4 protein-coding genes are annotated in these 20,030 nt (G+C 68.6%); all 4 read right to left on the bottom strand.

All coding sequences use genetic code 11. From position 1 onward, the window contains the following. Positions 1-28 precede the first annotated feature (28 nt). Positions 29-904 carry an RNA polymerase sigma factor RpoH gene (rpoH, locus tag QE373_RS01855; protein ID WP_309682959.1) on the bottom strand — a complete coding sequence of 292 codons (876 nt, stop codon included), beginning with the start codon at positions 902-904 and terminating at the stop codon, positions 29-31. A 340-nt stretch (positions 905-1,244) separates the two neighbouring features. Next, positions 1,245-4,901: a TonB-dependent receptor gene (locus QE373_RS01850; RefSeq protein WP_309682956.1), complete on the bottom strand. Its 3,657-nt coding sequence runs from the start codon at positions 4,899-4,901 to the stop codon at positions 1,245-1,247. Positions 4,902-4,904: 3 nt separating this feature from the next. After that, a complete protein-coding gene (locus QE373_RS01845; protein ID WP_309682953.1) occupies positions 4,905-13,829 on the bottom strand; it encodes an Ig-like domain-containing protein in 8,925 nt (2,974 codons plus the stop codon). After that, on the bottom strand, positions 13,789-20,019 hold the full coding sequence (locus QE373_RS01840) for an Ig-like domain-containing protein (protein ID WP_309682950.1): 6,231 nt from the start codon (positions 20,017-20,019) through the stop codon (positions 13,789-13,791). The genes QE373_RS01845 and QE373_RS01840 overlap by 41 nt, the downstream gene beginning before the upstream one ends. Positions 20,020-20,030: the final 11 nt, after the last annotated feature.

Genomic DNA, 20,030 nt, shown 5'->3' with positions numbered 1-20,030 from the left:
CGTTTCTGTATGCAGCGGCTGCCTGCGCTTACGCGGTAAACAGCGCCTTCATCTTCTTCAGCGCGTTCGCTTCGACCTGGCGGATGCGTTCGGCGGACACGCCGTACTCATCGGCCAGCTCCTGCAGCGTGACCTTGCTGTCGGCATCCAGCCAGCGGCGGGCGATGATGTCGCGCGAACGCGCATCCAGTTCAGCCATGCCTTCGCGCAGCAGCTGCAGCTGGTTGTCTTCGCTGTCGGCACGCTCGTAGGCCTGCGAGGGATCTTCCTCGTTCGCCATCAGGTAGGCGGCCGGCGACGGCGGTGCATGGTCGTCGTCATCGCTGTCCGGCGCATCGAAGCCGACATCGCGACCGGACAGGCGCGACTCCATCTCGAGCACTTCGCGCTCGGACACGTTGAGGTCCTTGGCCACCGCGGTGACTTCGGCAGCGTTCATCCAGCCCAGGCGCTTCTTCGAACGACGCAGGTTGAAGAACAGCTTGCGCTGCGCCTTGGTCGTGGCGACCTTCACGATGCGCCAGTTCTTCAGGATGAATTCGTGCATTTCCGCACGGATCCAATGCACCGCGAAGGACACCAGGCGCACGCCCATGTCCGGGTCGAAGCGCTTGACCGCCTTCATCAGGCCGATGTTGCCTTCCTGGATGAGGTCGCCCAGGGCGAGGCCGTAGCCGTTGTAGCCGCGGGCCACGTGCACCACGAAGCGCAGGTGCGAATGCACCAGCTCGCGGGCCGCGTCCAGATCGGTCTGGTCACGGAAACGACGCGCCAGGTCCTGCTCATCATCGACCGACAGCACCGGGATCTGGTGCACGGCACCGATGTAGGCGTCCAGCGAACCGAGCGCACTGGGAATCGGGAGATTGTTTGCCACAAGGGCAGTAGAGGTGTTCTGGCTCATGAGTCTCATCTTAGCAGTCCGATACTTCGACTGCTAAAGTTCAAAAAAGTTCCAGTGTTCCGGTGACAGAACAATGGTGCTGAGTACCCGTCTACCCTACCGCGATTTGGTGACAGTGGCGACAGGGCCGCAGATCATTTAAAAATCTCTATAAATCAATGACATGAGTGATATACAGGCCGATAGTTCCGTGCAGATTGGCTGAACGGACAGCGGAATCTCCGCATTCAGCCGCAAAAAGTTGTCAGGCGTTCAGCGCCTACAGACCGGGAGCGCCGAGCGATGCCCGGCCGATCCCCGGAAACGCTCGCCAGGCACGACTCCGCGCTCCCGTCCGCCCTCAGTAATAGCCTGCCAGGTTCAGGAAGAAGCCCTTCTGGTCATAACGCAGCTCGGTCATGTCATCGCTGAACTCGGTGAAGTTGTAGCCGCCGCCGATCTTGAAGTTCTCGCCCACCCGGCGGTCGACGCCGACCAGCCAGCCCTTGCGCACGCCGCCGTCGCGCACCTTCAACCAGCGGTGCTCGGCGAGCCCTTCCCACTTCTCGAACAGGCGGTAGCGCAGCTGCAGCGCAGCGAAGTCGGCGCGGCTGTCCAGCCAGGCGCCTTCGCCACGCCCGGTGCGGTAATCGCCCCAGCGCGAGGCCAGCTTGCCGGCCACTTCCCAGCGCGCGCCGAACTGGCGGATGCCTTCCAGCGACAGCACCTGCGAGCGCTGGTCATACAGGTTGCCGCCTTCCTGCCCCAGCGAGGCCACGTCGTAGAGGTACGTGAACTTGCCGAAAGCGGCCCAGCGGGTGTTGTCATGCGGGCGCCAGGCAAAGCCCATGTTGGTTTCCACCAGCTTGGCATCGGCCACCGGGTTGATCCGGTCCTGGGTATCGGCATAGTTCGCGCGCAGGGCAAGGCGCCAGTCTTCGTTGACCTTGTACAGCAGGCGGTTGGTGGTCACCCACTGCTCGCGCTGTTCGGCGCCGGAGTCATGCCGGTATTCCAGCTTGCTGTTCCACTGCGCCACCGCATCGGTGCGTCCGCCGCTGACACTGTAGGCACGTCGATCAATGCGTCCGAGGGTCGATTCCAGTTCGCCATCCATCACCGTGAAGCCGAGGTTCCAGCCCTGCGCCGGGTAGAAGTCCATGCCGAAGGTATGCACCAGCCCGGCATTGTCCTGCCGGCGGTCCTTCAGGTACTGGCTTTCGTTGTAGACATTGACCTGGTTGCTCAGGCGCCAGCGCTGGCCCAGCGTCCAGCCGGACTGCAGGCCGGTGTCGAACAGCGGATCGGTGCCGGTGCGGTCGCCGCTGTAGCTGTAGCTGCCGTACAGGCTGTGGTCCGGTGCCATGCGGTATTCCGCATCGACCTTGCCGCCATGCCCGCGACTGCCGCCGCTGACTTCTGCGCCGACGCTGCTGCGGTCACCGAACAGGTAGCGCGCCCCCAGGGTCAGCAGGTCGTTCTTCTCGTACGCGCCACCGTCGTCATCCACCGTGACCTGGCCGGTGCCGTACAGCTCCCAGGATGAGCCGAAGCGCTGCCGGTAGCCGATCGCCGCCAGCAGCGCATCCACCGTCTGCAGGCGCTGTTCTTCGCGCACGCGGCGCAGTTCACCAGTCCACTGGCCGTCGTTGCCCAGCCGCCAGTCCGCGGTCAACTGGGTCTGTTCCAGCGCCAGTTCGCCCTGTTCGGTGCGGGTGTGGCGTCCATACAGGCTGAAGTCGTCGGTAAGGTAGCCAAGGAACTCGGCGCCGTATTCTTCCACCGCCAGCCCGGTGTCCTGGCGCGCGACCGAGAAACCGGCATCCACGTCGCGCCACCACGCGCCGACGCTCCAGTCCTGCGCGGTCCAGCCGAGCTCGCGCAGGTTCGCACGCGCTTCCACCGCCGTGGCACTGCCCGAGCGCTGGACTTCATACGGGTTGCGGCGGATGAAGCTGAGGCCGCCGTTGTCCGAATAGAACACCGGCGCGGCGGTGGCATCGGTCTCGGTGTGCTCCACCTTTACATAGGTGCCGCGCCCGGCCTGCAGGGTGAGATCGGCGCCCTTCAGCGTGTAGTTCTCGCCGCTGCGGTTTTCTTCCACCCAGGTGCCACCGATGGCCACGTGGTCACCGATCCACTGGCGGCCACGCGCGCCCATCGTCACGTCATCGCTGCTGAAGCCCAGCGGCACGTATTCGTAGTCCACCAGCAGCAGCTGGTCGTAACCGTCCAGCGGCATGTCACGGGTGATGCTGCGCACGTTCTCGCGGGTCAGCATCGCCAGCGGGCGGGTCAGGATCAAGCGTCCCTGCAGGTCATCGATCTCGTAGTCCACGCCTTCCTGCAGGGTGACGCGGGTTTCGCTACGGCCGGTGGTGCGGTCACGCACTTCCAGCACCACCTGTTCCGAACCGGGCAGCACATCGGTGTGGCGCAGGTAGTACAGGCTGCCACCGGTACCGAGGAATTCGCTATGCCCGGGCGCGGACTGCGCTTCGGAACCGAACACCTTCAGCTGCGAGCGTGCCTCGCCCAGCGGCGTGGCTTCCAGCGAACGCCAGTTCAACGCGCCGCCGTACAGCGAACGCACGTACTGGCCATATTCGGTGCCGGTGATGCCGGTCGCATAGTTGCCCCAGATCGCCTGGCTCTGGTCCCAGTCCACGCGCAGGTACAGCCGCCCCTGCGTGTCCACGTCGCGCCAGGTGGTCGAATCATCGCCGTACACCGGGTAGTACAGGTCCGGATCAAGGCGACGGAACACGTCGGTTGGATCTGCTTCCCAGAAATCGCGGAACAGGTGCTTCAACTCGCGGTCCTGGGTGTCGGCCTGCGCGGTCAGCAGGTACTTGCCGCGCATCTTGCCCTTCAGGTAGAACGCCAGCCGCCCTTCGCTCAGGAAGCTGTCGTCGTCGCGGTCATCGGCGGCGAATGGCTGCAGGTTGCCGCTGGCACTGTTCTTCGACACGGTGACATCGGCGATGGCCACCGCGAACAGGTAGCGGCCGGTCACGTCCACGTCCAGCTGCCGTTCGGCGCTGGGCATGTCCTTGGCGTCCACCTTGACCTCGTAGCGGTGCGCGCCGACCGGTTCCAGGAACTCCGCGGCGAACTTCTGCTCCAGGTCCACCGGGAAGCTCTGGCCGTTGATGGTCACCCGGGTGTTCGGTTCCAGCCCGCGCCCGTATACCCGCACGCGCGAACCGTGGATGGGGATGTTCTGCAGCCGCAGCTGGCTCTGCCCGTAGATGCCGTTGCTGACCTGCAACGCCTGCGCGTTCTCGCCATCCAGCGATTGGCCCAGGGTCTTCTGCACGTTGTCACGGGTCACCTGCAGGCCACGATCGAAATCGGCCGGGGTGACCAGCTGGATGCGCTGCACCTGTGTTTCGTCGAAGGAATTGCCGGCACCGTAGGCGCGTGCCACGTAGATCAGGTCATCACCGGTGCGCAGCTTGATCTGCTCCGGCAGCTGCGCGTCCCACTCGGCTTCGGACACATAGCCCACCGGCAGTTCGATGCGCGCCAACGGGGTGACCAGGTCGGTATCGGTGCCGCGGTACAAGGTGACGTCCAGCTTCTCGATGAAGGAGGCGTAGTTGTTGTAGCTGTGGAAGCGCAGCGGACGCACCAAGCGGCCGTTCTCGAACGGCACGGTAGCGGCCGACTGCACGCTCAGGCTCGGCGGCACCATCGATGGATCTTCAGTCGCCCAGACCACGCCGCCGTTCGGCAGTTCGGACATGAAGCCACCGGCCAGCGTGGCCGGCGCCTGCGGCACCGCATCGACGCTGCCGGCAGCGGGCAAGGGCGCGGCCGCGGCCGCGGCCGGGCCATCCTCGCGGATGCGCAGCAGCAGGCCCTCGTCGTTGCGGCAACTGTCCGCTTCGCAGCGGATCGGTGCCGGCGTGGCCGGCGGCAGCACCGGTTGGGCGGCTGCCGGCCACGACGGAACGAAGGCCGCCAGCATCAGCAGCGGCATGATCGGGCGATAGGGTTTGCGGGTGTTGTCCATGGCTCAGCGCCCCTCCCCGCCGGTGACAGGCGGTACAGCGGGTGGATCATCGATACGCAGGCTGTGCAGCACCTGCTCGTCGCCGCTGCGCACCACGTCGATGCGCGTGGCGGCCGCCACGTCGGGGCGCAGCCTGCCCGCCAGGGCCGCGCGCAGGCTGGCTGCACGCTGCAGCGCAAGCGCCTGCCGGGCCTCGTCCGTGGCCAGCAGCAGCCGGCCGCCGTTGCGTGCGGTCAGCGCCTGGGCCGCTTTTTCCAGCACCGCCGCGGTGCCCACGGCCAGGCCCGCCGAGTCGCGCTCGAACAGGCCTTCGCCGAGTTCGATGGCAGCCCCGCGCGGGGCGTCCGCCGGGGCGACGATCTCGCCCGCCGGCATCACCACGCCGAAGTCGAAGCGCACCGGCAGCCCCGGCGTGATCCGCCGCACCAGCGGATTGGGCGTAGTGAAGCGGGCCCCGGACGGCAGCGTGGACGGATCCACTTTCAGGATGAAGTTGCGGCCGCGTGCGCCGCCGCCCTGGATGCCGACCAGGTGGTAGCGGCCGAAGGCATCGGTCTCCATCAGCAGGCCTTCCACGGCCGCCACGCGCACGCCCGGGATACCGCGTTCGCCCGCTTCCTGCACGCCGTTGCCGTTGCGGTCATCGAACACCGTGCCGACTATCAGGCTCTCGTCCAGCAGCGGATCGGCGCTGATGTCGACATCGGCCGAGGCGATGTTGCCGATGCTGCGGTTCTGCCCGTCGATTGCGGTGATGCGGTTGGTGTGAACGCCGGTGCCGGTGCCGGCACCGACCCGCAGGTAGTACACCACCGTGGCACTCTCACCGACGGCGATGTCGATGCCGTCGATGCGCAGCGGCTGCACGCCGCTGGTACGCGCGGCATTGTCGGCATCGCTCACCGAGAACCCGCCGCTGACGAAGCTGAAGCCCGGCGGCAGCGTATCCAGGAGGGTCGCGCCGTTGGCGTCCACCTCGCCCACGTTGTCGATGGTGACCGTGTAGCGCACCAGGTCACCGATCTGCGCACTGCGCTTGGCGGCGGTCTTGGTCAGCCGCAGCGTGGCCTGCTCCCCGGCCACCGTCACCGACACGTTGGCTTCGGCGCACACCGGGGTGGGGATCGACACGTCACAGATCCGGTAGCGGAAGCTGTCGGTGCCGAAGAAGCCACCGGTAGGCGTGTAGGTGCAGCGGCCATTGGCGCACTGCACGCTGCCGCGGGTCGGGGCGACCACCACCTGCAGCGTTGCAGGATCCAGCGCCGCCGTGCGGGTGCTGTCATTGGCCAGCACGTCGATCAACAACGGGCCGCTGGTTTCGGTGGTGATGGCATCGTCGGACAGCACCAGCACGTTCTCCGCGACCGTGACGCTGACCGTGGCACTGGCGCACAGGGTGGGATCGGCCGCCTCGCAGACCTGGTAATCGAAGCTTTGCCGGCCGGCGAAGTTGGCCAGCACCGCGAAGCGGATACGTGCGCGTGCCATCACTTCCGCCGTGCCGAACGGCGGCGGCGAGGTGATGGTCAGCACCACGCCATCCGGATCGATCGGATTGCCATCCATGCGGTCGTTGCCCAGCACGTCGATCTCCACCACGCCGTTCTGCGGCATGTCGATCGCATCGTCCTGCGCCACCACCCGGTCGATGCCGGTGACCACGGTGACGGTGACCGTGCCGGTGTCGCACACGGTCGGCTGGGCCACCAGGCACAGCGTGTAGGTGGTGCTGTAACTGCCCGGCGACAGGCCGCCGGCCACGCTCAGCGCGCCATCGGCGGCGAAGCTGAGTTCGGCGGTGTTCACCGGCGCGAAGTCGACCTGCGCCGGATCCAGCGGCGCACTGTTGAAGGTGTCGTTGCTGAGCACATTCAACAGGTTCGGTGCCGCCTGCCCGGCCGGCAGCGGTCCGCCGTTGTCATCCACCGCCAGCAGGGCACCTACCGGCCCCTGTACCAGTACGCTGATGATCGCCGTGGAGCAGTTGCCGGGCACGCCGTTTTCGCACAGCTGGTAGCTCAGCTGCACCTGGCCCGGCTGCACGCCCGGCGCCACCATCAGCTGTCCCTGGTTGTTCATCGTGTAGCCCGGCGTGCTGCCGACCAGGGTCGCGGTGACGCTGCCCACCGGCGGTGGTGCGGACCCGTTCCAGGTGTCGTTCTCCAGCACCGAGCGGGCGATGGTGCCGCCTACCGACGGATCCACCGGTGTCGCAGTGAAGTCGTCGTTGACTGCCAGCACCACGTTGGTCGCCACCGTCATGTTCACCGTGGCGGTGCCGCACACCGCCGCATTCGGCGCCGGCAGGCAGACCTGGTAGGTGAAGCTGATCGTGCCGCTGGTACCGGCCGGCGGGGTGTAGCTGAAGCTGCCATCGGGGTTGAACACCAGCCCGGCCGGTGTGCCGCCCACCACGCTGTAAGTAGACCCGGGTGGCACGTTGTCGTTGTTGCCGACATTGCCACTGGTGGTCTGCCCTGCGGCCGCGGACACGCTGTCGGCAGCCGGTGCGGGGGTCAGCAGCAGCGATACCTGTGCCGAATCGCAGTTGGTCGGCGCTGCCGCCTCGCACACCTGATAGGTCAGCGTGACCGCACCGGACGGCGTGCCGGCCGGAATGACGATCGTACCGTTGGCGTTGATCGCATAGCCGGCGGGAGCGCCGACCAGACTGAGCACGACCGTGCCCGATGCCGGCGGCGTCGCACCGTTCAGCGTGTCATTGTCCAGCACGCTGGGCGTGGTGCTGCCCGGCGGCAGCGGCGTGGCGCTGAAGTCATCGGCCAGCGCCGACAGCGCGCCGTTGTTGACGTTGAGCGTCACCGCCGCGGTCGCGCACACCGCACCATTCGGGGCGGGCAGGCACACCTGGTAGGTGAAACCGACCTGCCCGGTGGTACCCACCGGCGGGGTGTAGGTGAAGCTGCCATCGGCGTTGAACACCAGCCCCGGCGGCGTGCTGCCCACCACGCTGAAAGTGGAACCGGGCGGCAGGTTGTCATTGCTGCCGACATTGCCGCTGACCGGCTGGCCGGCCGGCGTGGACACCACGTCAGCCACCGGTACCGGCGTCAGCACCAGGGTGGTCGAGGCACTGGCGCAGTTGCCCGGCGCTGCCGCTTCGCAGACCTGGTACGTGAGCGTGACCGGACCGCTGAGGCCACCGGAGGGCACCACCAGGGTGCCATCGGCATTGATCGCAAAACCGGCCGGGGCGCCGACCAGGGTCAGTACCACGCTGGATGCGGCCGGAGGCGATACGCCATTGAGCGCATCATTGGCCAGCACGCTGGGCGTGGGGCCACCGGGCAGTACCGGGGCGCCACTGAAGTCATCGTCTGCCGCCAGCAGCGTGCCGGTGTTGACGTTGACGGTCACGCTGGCCGTAGCGCAGGTCGATGCGTACGGTGCCGGCAGGCAAACCTGGTAGGTGAAGCCCACCGGGCCGCTGACGCCGGCCGGCGGGGTGTAGCTGAAGCTGCCGTCGGCATTGAGCACCAGCCCGGCCGGCATGCTGCCGACCACGCTGAAGGTGGAACCCGGCGGCACGTTGTCGTTGCTGCCGACGTTGCCGCTGACCGGCTGGCCGACCGGCGTGGACACCACGTCGCCCACTGCCACCGGCGACAGCACCAGCGCCACGCTGGCGGTGGTGCAGTTGGTCGGTGCCGCGGCCTCGCACACCTGATAGGTCAGGGTGACCGCACCGGAGAGCGTGCCCGCAGCGGTGGCGATGCTGCCATCCGGATTGATCACGAAGCCCGCCGGTGCCCCCACCAGGCTCAGCACCACGCTGGCAGCCGGCGGCGGCGTGACGCCATTCAAGGCATCGTTGGCCAGCACGCTGGGCGTACTGCCGCCAGGCGCGAAGGGCGCGTTGCTGAAATCATCGTTGCCGGCAACCAGCGCGCCGATACCCACGTTGAAGGTCACGCTGGCCGTGCCGCAGACGCTGCCGTTCGGCGCCGGCAGGCACACCTGGTAGGTGAAGCCGACCGGGCCACTGGTGCCGGCCGGCGGCGTGTAGCTGAAGCTGCCATCGGCGTTGAACGACAGCCCCGCAGGCGGCGTGCCGACCACGCTGAAGGTCGAACCGGCGGGTACGTTGTCATTGCCACCGACAGTGCCAGCGAGGGTCTGGCCCGCGGCCACGGCAAGGCTGTCGGCCACCGGGACAGGGGTCAGCAGCAGCGACACCGTCGCGGTATCGCAGTTGGCCGGCGCCGCCACTTCACACACCTGGTAGGTCAGCGTCACCGCACCGGACAGCGTGCCGGACGGCGTGATGACGGTGCCATCGGGGTTGATCGCATAGCCCGCCGGCGCACCGACCAGCGACAGCGTGACGCTGCCGGCGGCCGGGGGGCTGGCACCGTTCAAGGTGTCGTTGGCCAGCACACTGGCGGCAGTGGTGGCACCGGGCAGCAGCGGCGTGGCGCTGAAGTCATCGGCCAGCGCAGCAAGCGCCCCGTTGTTGACGTTGATGGTCACCGAGGCAGTGCCGCACACCGCCGCGTTCGGCGCGGGCAGGCACGCCTGGTAGGTGAAGGTGACCGCGCCGGTGGTTCCCAGCGGTGGGCTGTAGGTGAAGCTGCCATCTGCATTGAACACCAGGCCGGCAGGCGCAGTGCCCAGCACCGAGAACAGCGAGCCCACCGGCACGTTGTCATTGCTGCCGACGTTGCCGGCCACCGGCTGCCCGGCCGGCGTGGAGAGCACGTCGCTGACCGGTGCCGGGCTGACCACCAGCGTGACCGTCGCGCTGTCGCAGTTGCCAGGCGCCGCCACTTCGCAGACCTGGTACGTCAGCGTGACCGGTCCGGACAGCGTCCCGCCCGGCACGCTGATCGTGCCATCGGCATTGATCGCATAGCCGGCCGGTGCACCGACCAGCGACAGCGACACCGCTGCAGCCGCCGGTGGCGTGGCGCCATTCAAGGTGTCGTTGGCGAGCACGCTGGGCGTGGGGCCACCCGGCGCGACGGCGGTGCCACTGAAGTCATCGGCGGTCGCCACCAGCGTGCCGTTGTTGACGTTGAGGGTGACCGATGCGGTGCCGCATACCGTGCCGTTCGGTGCCGGCAGGCAGACCTGGTAACTGAAGACCACCGCACCGGTGGTGCCCACTGGCGGGGTATAGGTGAAGCTGCCATCTGCGTTGAACAGCAGACCAGCGGGCGGCGTGCCCACCACGCTGAACAGCGAACCCGGCGGCACGTTGTCATTGCTGCCGACGTTGCCGCTCACCGGCTGTCCGGCCAGTGTGGACACCACGTCGGCCACCGCCACCGGCGCCAGCAGCAGCGACACCGATGCGGTAGTGCAGTTGCCCGGCGCGGCGGCTTCGCAGATCTGGTAGGTCAGCAGCACGGGGCCGGACGCCGCCGTGGCCGGGGTGGCGATACTGCCATCGGGATTGATCACGAAGCCGGACGGCGCACCGACCAGGCTCAGCACGATGGTCGAGGAAGCCGGCGGGCTGACTCCGTTCAACGCGTCATTGCCCAGCACGCTGGGCGTGGTGCCACCGGGCAGCAGCGGCGTGGCGCTGAAGTCATCATTGCCGGCCAGCAGCGAACCGCTGCCGACGCTGACGGTCACGCTTGCCGTGCCGCACACGCTGCCGTTCGGCGCCGGCAGGCAGACCTGGTAGCTGAAGCTGACCGGCCCCACGGTGCCCAGCGGCGGGGTGTAACTGAAGCTGCCATCTGCGTTGAACGACAGCCCCGCAGGGGTGGCGCCCTGCACGCTGAAGGAGGACCCGGTCGGCACGTTGTCGTTGCTGCCGACATTGCCGGTGACGGTCTGCCCTGCAGCAACCGATACCGAATCCGCCAGCGGCTGCGGCTGCAGTACCAGCGACACCGTGGCGGTATCGCAGTTGGTCGGTGCGGCCACTTCACAGACCTGGTAGGTCAGGGTCACCGCACCGGAGGCGCTGCCGGTGACGATCGTGCCATCGGCGTTGATGGCATAACCGCCCGGTGCGCCGACCAGCGACAGCGTGACCGTACCCGGCGCAGGCGGCGTGGCACCGTTCAAGGTGTCGTTGGCCAGCACGCTGGACGCGGTGGTGCTGCCGGGCAGCAACGGCGTGCCGCTGAAATCATCCGCCACCGCGGCAAGGGCGCCGTTGTTGACGTTGATCACCAGGATTGCGTTGCCGCAGACGCTGCCGTTCGGCGCCGGCAGGCACACCTGGTAACCGATGCTGACCGGCCCGGTGGTGCCCAGCGGGGGCGTGTAGCTGAAGCTGCCATCGGCATTGAACACCAGCCCACCCGGCGGGGTGCCGAGCACCGAGAACAGCGCGCCCGCCGGCACGTTGTCGTTGCTGCCAACCTCGCCCACGACCGGCTGGCCGGCGGGAGTGGAGACCACATCGTTGGCCGGTGCCGGGCTCACCAGCAGCGTGATCGCGGCACTGTCGCAGTTGCCCGGCGCGGCGACTTCGCAGATCTGGTAGGTCAGCGTGACCACGCCGGACAGCGTGCCGGTGGGCACGCTGAGGGTGCCATCGGGATTGATTGCATAGCCGGCCGGCGCGCCAACCAGGCTCAGGGCCACCGCCGCGGCCGCTGGCGGCGTCGCACCGTTGAGGGTGTCGTTGGCCAGCACGCTCGGCGTGGTGCCACCGGGCACCACCGCGATGCTGCTGAAGTCATCGTCCACCGCGCTCAGTGCGCCGTTGTTGACGTTGATGGTGACCGTGGCGATGCCGCAGGTGGTGCCGTTCGGCGCAGGCAGGCAGACCTGGTAACTGAAGGTGACCGGGCTGGCCACGCCGGCCGGCGGGGTGTAGCTGAAGCTGCCATCGGCGTTGAAGAGCAGGCCGGTCGGCGGCGTGCCGACCACGCTGAACAGCGCCCCCGGCGGCACGTTGTCATTGCCGCCGACATTGCCGCTGAGCGGCTGGCCCGCCAGCGTGGAGACCACGTCCGCCACCGGCACCGGCGTCACCAGCAGTGCGACCGTTGCGGTATCGCAGTTGGTCGGCGCCGCCGCTTCGCAGAGTTGGTAAGTCAGGGTGACCGCACCCGACGGCGTGCTGCCCAGCGTGGAGATCGTGCCATCGGCGTTGATCGCATAACCGGCCGGTGCACCGACCAGGCTCAGCAGCACATCGCTGGCCAGCGGCGGCGTCGTGCCGTTCAGTGCATCGTTGGCCAGCACGCTGGGCGTGCTGCCACCGGGCACCAGCGGGGTGCCGCTGAAGTCATCGTCGGCCGCCGCCAGGGTGCCGGTATTGACGTTGAAGGTGACCGAGGCGTTGCCGCACACCGCCGCGTTCGGCGCCGGCAGGCAGACCTGGTAATCGACGCTCACCGGACCGACCACGCCCACCGGCGGGCTGTAGCTGAAGCCGCCATCGGGATTGAACAGCAGGCCGGCCGGGGTGCTGCCGACCACGCTGAACACTGCGCCTGCCGGCACGTTGTCATTGCTGCCGACGTTGCCGTTGACCGCCTGGCCAACCGCAACGGAAACCGTATCGGCAACCGGCTGCGGCTGCAGCACCAGCGACACCGTGGCGGTATCGCAGTTGGTCGGCGCTGCGGCTTCGCACAGCTGGTAGGTCAACGTGACCGCACCGGACTGCGCGCCGATCGGCGTGCTGATGACGCCGGCTGCGTTGATCAGGTACCCGACCGGGGCGCCCACCAGGCTCAGGTTCACCGTGCCCGCAGCCGGCGGGGTGACGGTGTTGAGGGTGTCGTTGAGCAGCACGCTCGGCGTGCTCGCACCGGCCAGCAGCGGCGTCGCGGTGAAATCGTCGGCGAGCGCCGACAGCGCGCCATTGTTGACATTGACGGTGACCGACGCGGTGCCGCACACCGCCGCGTCCGGAGCAGGCAGGCAGACCTGGTAATCGAACTGCACCGGGCTGGCCACGCCCACCGGCGGGTTGTAGCTGAAGCTGCCATCGGCGTTGAACAGCAGCCCGGCCGGCGGCGTGCCGACCAGTGAGAACACCGCCCCGACCGGCACGTTGTCGTTGCCGCTGACACTGCCGGCGACCGCCTGGCCCGCCGACGTCGACACCACGTCATCCTGCGGCACCGGCGTCAGCAGCAGCGACGCCTCGGCGCTGTCGCAGTTGCCGGGCGCGGCCACTTCGCACAGTTGGTAGGTCAGGGTCACCGCGCCCGACAGCGTGCCGCTGGGGATGCTGATCGTGCCGTCGGCGTTGATCGCGTAACCGGCCGGCGCACCGACCAGCGACAGCTGCACGGCAGCCGCAGCCGGCGGCGTGGCGCCGTTCAACACGTCGTTTGCCAGCACGCTGGGCGTGCTGCCACCGGGCAGCAGCGCAGTGCCGCTGAAATCATCGGCCACCGCTTCCAGCGCACCGTTGTTGACGTTGATCGTCACCGCCGCGGTGCCGCACACCGTGCCGTTGGGCGCCGGCAGGCACACCTGGTAGCTGAAGCTGACCGGACTGACGACGCCGGCCGGCGGAGTGAAAGTGAAGCTGCCATCGGCGCTGAACACCAGCCCGGTCGGCGCGGTGCCGACGACGCTGAACAATGCGCCTGCGGGCAGGTTGTCGTTGCTGCCGACATTGCCACTGACCGGCTGGCCTGCCAGCGTGGACACCACATCGGCGACCGGCTGCGGAACCAGCACCAGCCCGACGCTGGCGGTGGCGCAGTTGCCCGGCGCGGCCGCTTCGCACAGCTCATAGACCAGCGTGACCGCGCCCGACGGGGTGACCAGCGGGGTGGAAATCGTGCCGTCGGCATTGATGGCATAGCCGGCCGGCGCGCCGACCAGGCGCAGGGTCACGTCGGCCGCGGCCGGCGGGCTGAGGCCATTCAACGCATCGTTGGCCAGCACGCTGCCCGCGGTGGTGGCACCGCCCGGCAGCGGCGCGCCGCTGAAGTCATCGTCGGCGGCCAGCAGGGCGCCGTTGTTGACGGTCAAGCGTCACCGTGGCGATGCCGCATACGCCGGCATTCGGCGCCGGCAGGCAGACCTGGTAGTCGAAACTGACCGGACTGGGCGCGGCCACCGGCGGGGTGTAGCTGAAGCTGCCATCGGCATTGAACGACAGCCCGGCCGGCGCCGTGCCGATCACGCTGAAGACCGCGCCGGCCGGCACGTTGTCATTGCCGCCGACATTGCCCAGCACGCTCTGCCCGGCCAGCACGGTGAAGGCATCGGCGCCCGGTACGGGGGTCAGCACCAGCGACACCGGCGCGGTGTCGCAGTTGGTCGGTGCGGCGGCTTCGCAGACCTGGTAGGTCAGGTTCACCGCACCTGCCACCGCGCCGGTCGGCGTGGTGAGCGTGCCATCGGCGTTGATCACATAGCCTGCGGGCGCGCCCACCAGGCTCAGCACCACGCTGGCGGCGGCCGGCGGGGTGGTGTTGTTCAAGGTGTCGTTGGCCAGCACGCTGCCGGCGGTGGTGCCGCCGGGCAGCAACGGTGTGGCACTGAAGTCATCGCCCAGCGCCGACAGTGCGCCGTTGTTGACGTTGATGGTCACCGAGGCGGTGCCGCATACCGTTGCATCCGGCGCCGGCAGGCAGACCTGGTAGTCGAAGGTCACCGGACTGATGACTCCCACGGGCGGGGTGTAGGTGAAGCTGCCATCGGGGTTGAACACCAGCCCGCCCGGTGCAGCGCCCACCAGCGTGTAGGCAGAGCCGGCCGGTACGTTGTCATTGATGCCCACCGCGCCACTGACAGCCTGTCCCGCCGGCGTGGAGGCGATGTCGTCTGCCGGCTGCGGGGTCAGCAGCAAGGACACCGTGGCGGTATCGCAGTTGGTCGGTGCGGCGGCTTCGCACAGCTGGTAGGTCAGCTGCACGCGGCCGGTCGCGGTGCCGGTGGGCAGGCTGATCGTGCCATCGCCGGCAATGGCGTAGCCGGCCGGCGCGCCGACCAGGGACAGCACCACGTCCGCCGGTGCCGGCGGGCTGACGGTATCGAGGCTGTCGTTCACCAGCACGCTGGTGGTCACGCCACCCGGCAGCAATGCCGTGCCGCTGAAGTCATCGTCCGCTGCAACCAGCGCGCCGTTGTTGACGTTGAGGGTGACGGTGGCGATGGAACAGATACTGCCATTCGGCGCCGGCAGACAGACCTGGTAATCGAACGTCACCGGGCTGACCACGCCCAGCGGCGGGGTGTAGGTGAAGCTGCCATCGGCATTGAACACCAGCCCGGCGGGGCCGACACTGGTCAGCACGAAGGTCGAGCTGGGCGCGATGTTGTCGTTGCTGCCGACGTTGCCGGAGACCGGCTGGCCGACCTGGGTGGATACCGCATCGGCCACGGCCTGCGGCGACACCAGCAGCGCGACGCTGGCGGTATCGCAGTTGGACGGCAGCGCCGCTTCACACAGCTGGTAGGTCAGGCTGACCGCGCCGGCCTGGGTGCCGGCGGCGATGCTGATCACGCCGTCGCTTGTGATGCTGAAACCTGCCGGCGCAGCGGGCAGCGACAGCAGCACGCTGGCCGGATCAGGCGGGCTCACGCCGCTCAGTGCGTCGTTGGCCAACACCGACGTCGTGCTGCCACCGCTGACCGGGTTGATCGGCGTGGCAGTGAAGTCATCGTCCACCGCCAGCAAGGTGCCGGCATTGATGTTGATGCTGACGTTGGCGGTGGAGCACAGCGCTGCATACGGGGCCGGCAGGCACACCTGGTAACTGAAACCAACCGGGCTCGGCACGCCGGCCGGCGGGCTGTAGCTGAAGGTGCCGTTGCCGTTGAACAGCAGCCCGTCCGGCGTGGTGCCGGTCACGCTGAACTGCGAGCCCATCGGCGCGTTGTCGTTGTCGCCGACGCTGCCGTTGAGCAGCTGCCCGGCCGGCGTGGAAAGCGCATCGTCCTGTGCCTGCGGGGTCACCAACACGGTGACCTGCGCGCTGGCGCAGTTGCCGCTGGCGGCGTTTTCGCACAGCTGGTAAGTCAACACGTTGACCCCGGCGGTGGCCGACGCCGGCACCTGCAGCAGGCCGTCGGCGGTCAGTGCATAGCCGCTGGGGGCACCGACCAGACTCACGCTGACGCTGGCTGCCGCAGGCGGCGACACGCCGTTCAAGGTGTCATTGGCCAGCACGCTGACGGTGGTGATGCCACCGGGCGCCAGCGGCGCGCCGCTGAAGTCGTCGGCCAGCGCGATGAGGTTGCCGGCGTTGACGTTGATCGTTGCCGCGGCGGTGCTGCACAGGCCGGTGTCCGGCGCCGGCAGGCACACCTGGTAGCTGAAGCTCACCGGCCCGGCGAAGCCGTCGGTGGGCGTGAACAGGAAGCTGCCGTCCGGGCTGAACGACAGACCGTCCGGCGCGGTGCCGTTGACCGTGTAAACGGCGCCGATCGGCGCGTTGTCATTGGTGCCTACGTTGCCGGCCAGCAGCTGTCCGGCCGGCGTGGAGAACACATCGGCCTGCGCCTGCGGCGCCACCAGCAGGGAAATCTGCGCGCTGTCGCAGTTGCTCGGCAGTGCGGCCTCGCACAGCTGGTAGGTCAGCGTCACCGCACCCGCCATGGCGCCCGCAGCCACCGACAGCGTGCCATCGGCGGCCAGGGTGTAGCCGGCCGGCGCATTGAGCAGGCTCAGCTGCACCGCCGTCGATGCCGGCGGCGTGTTGCCGTCCAGGCTGTCGTTGCCCAGCACGCTGGCGGTGCTGCCGCCCAGCGTCGGATCCACCGGCGTCGCACGGAAATCATCGTCGTTGGCCACCAGCGTGCCGGCGTTGACGTTCAACGTCACCGTGGCGGTGGTGCACACCAGGGTATTCGGCGCAGGCAGGCACACCTGGTAGGCGAACGTGACCGCCCCCTGGGTGCCCACCGGCGGGGTGTAGACGAAGCTGCCATCGGGGTTGAACACCAGCCCGGCAGGTGCCGTGCCGCTGACCTCGAAGGCACTGCCCGCCGGCACGTTGTCATTGCCGGCCACGCTGTTGGCCAGCGGCACGCCGACCTGGGTGCTGAAGTTGTCGTTGTTGGCGACCGGGCTCAGCAGCAGCAGCACCGCCGCCGAACTGCAGTTGCCGGGCAGCGCGACTTCGCACATCTGATAATTGAATTCCACCTGCCCCGCCGCCGCGCCACCGGGCACGGAGATCGTGCCGTTGGGATTGACCACGTAGCCGCTCGGTGCGCCGACCAGGCTCAGCACGACCTCGGACGGATCCGGCGGAATGGCGCCGTTGTGGGTGTCATTGGCCAGCACGCTGTTGCTGGTGCCGCCTGCATTGGCGTCCAGGACCAGCGAACGGAAGTCATCGTCGTTGGCCTGCAGCGTGCCGGCGTTGACGTTGATCGTCACCGTCGCGGTGGCGCACACGGCGGTTTCCGGGCCCGGCAGGCAGACCTGGTAATCGAAGGTGGCCGCGCCGGTGAACAACGCCGGCGGCGTATAGGTGAACGCACCGTCGGCGCTGAACACCAGGCCGACCGGCGCGGTGCCCTGCACGCTGAAGGTCGAGCCCGCCGGGGCGTTGTCGTTGATCGCAACGTTACCGCTGACCGCACGGCCGGCATTGGTCGACAGCACGTCATCCACCGCGTCCGGGGTGATCACCACGGTGATGGTGGCGGCATCGCAGTTGCTGGTGCCCGCTTCGCACAGTTGGTAGGTCAGGGTGACGATGCCGGCCTGCGCACCGGCCGGCACGCTGAGTTCGCCGGTCGGTTGCAGGGTGAAGCCCACCGGCGCCGCGCCGGTCAGCGCCAGGGTCACCTGCGCTGGCACCACGGGCACGCCGTTGACCGTGTCGTTGGCGGTGACCGCAGCGGTCTGGCCACCGGCCGCGCCGAACGGGGCGGCACTGAAATCATCGTCATTGGCCGCCACCACGGCTGCAGCCACGTTGAAGGTCGCCGTGGCGGTATCGCAAACCGCCGCATTCGGCGCCGGCAGGCACAGCTGGTACTGGAAGCTGTCCTGCCCGGTGTAGGCAGCCAGTGCGGTATAGCTGAAGCTGCCATCGGCATCGACCGAGGCGGTGCCGTTGGCCGGGCCCACCAGCAGGCTGTAGGTGCTGCCGGCCGGCGCGTTGTCGCCGGTGGTCAGCACGCCCGGCAGCGGCACGCCGGCGGTGGCGGTAAAGGTGTCGCCCACCGCGTCCGGCGCGATCACCAGCTGCACGCTGGCCAGGTCACAGTTGGTCGGCACCGCCGCTTCGCACAGCTGGTAGTCGAGGGTCTGCGCGCCGGCCGCCGCGCCCGCGGCGACGGTGATCTGGCCGTTGGTGGCGATGCTGTAGGCGCCCGGTGCGCCCTGCAGCGACACCACCACCTGGGCCGGCGTAACCAGCACGCCATTGAGCAGGTCATTGGCCAGCACGCTGGGCGTGGTGCCGCCGCTGGATGGCAGCGCCGTGCTGACGATGTCGTCCAGTGCATCGATCGTATTGGCCGCGACCTGCACGCTCACCGTCGCGGTATCGCAGACCGTCGCGTTCGGTGCAGGCAGGCAGACCTGATAGGTGAAGGTGTCCGCGCCGGTGTTGCCACCGGTGGGCGTGTAGGTGAACGCACCGGAGGAATCCATCACCACCGTGCCCCGCGTTGGCTGGGTCGGCACGCTGAACAGCGCGCCGCTGGGGGCGTTGTCGTTGCCGGCGACGCTGCCGCCCACCGCTTGTCCGGCACCGGGCGTAGTGACGCTGTCGTTGGCCGCATCCGGACTGACCACCAGCGACACGTTGGCGGTGGCACAGTTCGCCGGTACTGCCGTTTCGCAGACCTGGTAGGTGAGATCGACCGCGCCCGCCGCAGCGGTGGGCGCAACCGTGATCACCCCGTTCGGGGCGATGCTGTAACCGGCCGGCGCACCGACCAGGCTCAGCTGCACCGTGGCCGGCACGCTGATCGGCTGCCCGCCCAGGGTGTCGTTGCCGATCACCGACGGCGTGCTGCCACCGGTACCGGGCGCGAACGGCGCGGCGACGACATCGTCGACGGCGACCAGCGGATTGGCATTGACCAGGATGCTGGCAGTGGCCGTGGCGCAGGCGGTCGCATCCGGTGCAGGCAGGCACACCTGGTACTGGAACGATACCGGTGCGGTGATGCCGCCAGCGGGCGCCAGCACGAAGCTGCCATCGGCATTGAACGTCAACCCTGCCGGCGGCGCGCCCAGCAGCGAGAACACCGAGGTGGTCGTTGCGTTGTCGTTGGTCGCCACCGTCTGCGCGTAGCTCGGCGTGCTGGCGGCCACGCTGTAGCTGTCGTTCACCGCCGACGGTGCCACCGCGAACGTGGCCGTGGCGGTGGAACAGTTGCTCGGCGAAATCCGTTCGCAGATCTGGTACGTGAGCGCATTGCGGCCGGCGGGTGCGCCGCTGGGCACGCTGATCACGCCGTTGGCATCGATGCTGAAACCGGTGGGCGCGTTCTGCAGGGTCACGATGAGGTCGGCCGCCACCACGGCCACGCCGGCCAGCGTGTCATTGGTCAGCACGCTCGGGGTGGTACCGCCGGTGGCCGGCAGCGCGGCGGCGAAACTGTCGGCCACCGCCAGCAGCGCGGCGGGCTGCACGGTGATCGCGGGGGTACTGGCGCTGTTGTCGCCCGGGGTGGGATCGGTGGTGCCGGGCGGCAGGATCAGCGCGGCGGTGTTGGCCGGGATGGTGGCCGGCGTAGCGGCCGGCGCGGTGGCGGTGACCACCACCGACACGCTGTCGCCCACCCCAACGTTGACCAGTGCATTGATGCTGTTGCCGGTGCCATTGGCCACCGCGCACGAAGACAACGGCGAGGCCGGCGTACAGGTCCAGCTGACATTGGCCAGCAGCGCAGGCACGGCGTCGCTGACGGTGACACCCAGCGCGCTGGACGGCCCCTGGTTGCCGACCTGGATCTGGTACTGCACCTGCCCGCCGGCGGCGACCGTGGTCGGCCCCAGGATGCTCTTGGACACGCTCAGCTGGGCCTGCAGGGCCAGCACGTTGCTGTCGGTGGCGCTGTTGTTGCCCGGCGCGATGTCGCCGATGTCGGCCGGAGGGGCCACGTTGGCGGTGTTGCTCAGCGGGCTGGGATAGGTCTGCGCCAGCAGCGTGGCCGGCATCAGCAGCGCCAGCAGGCAGGCACCCCACCCTGCGTGGGCGTGGCGTGCCGTGCGTCGTGTGCCGTGCTGGTCAACCATGGCCATGCCCTCTTCTT

The sequence above is a fragment of the Stenotrophomonas sp. SORGH_AS_0321 genome, assembly GCF_031453215.1.
GTDB lineage: Bacteria > Pseudomonadota > Gammaproteobacteria > Xanthomonadales > Xanthomonadaceae > Stenotrophomonas > Stenotrophomonas chelatiphaga.
The sequence above is the reverse complement of the archived record's forward strand: the minus strand, read 5'-3'. Positions and strand labels throughout refer to the sequence as shown.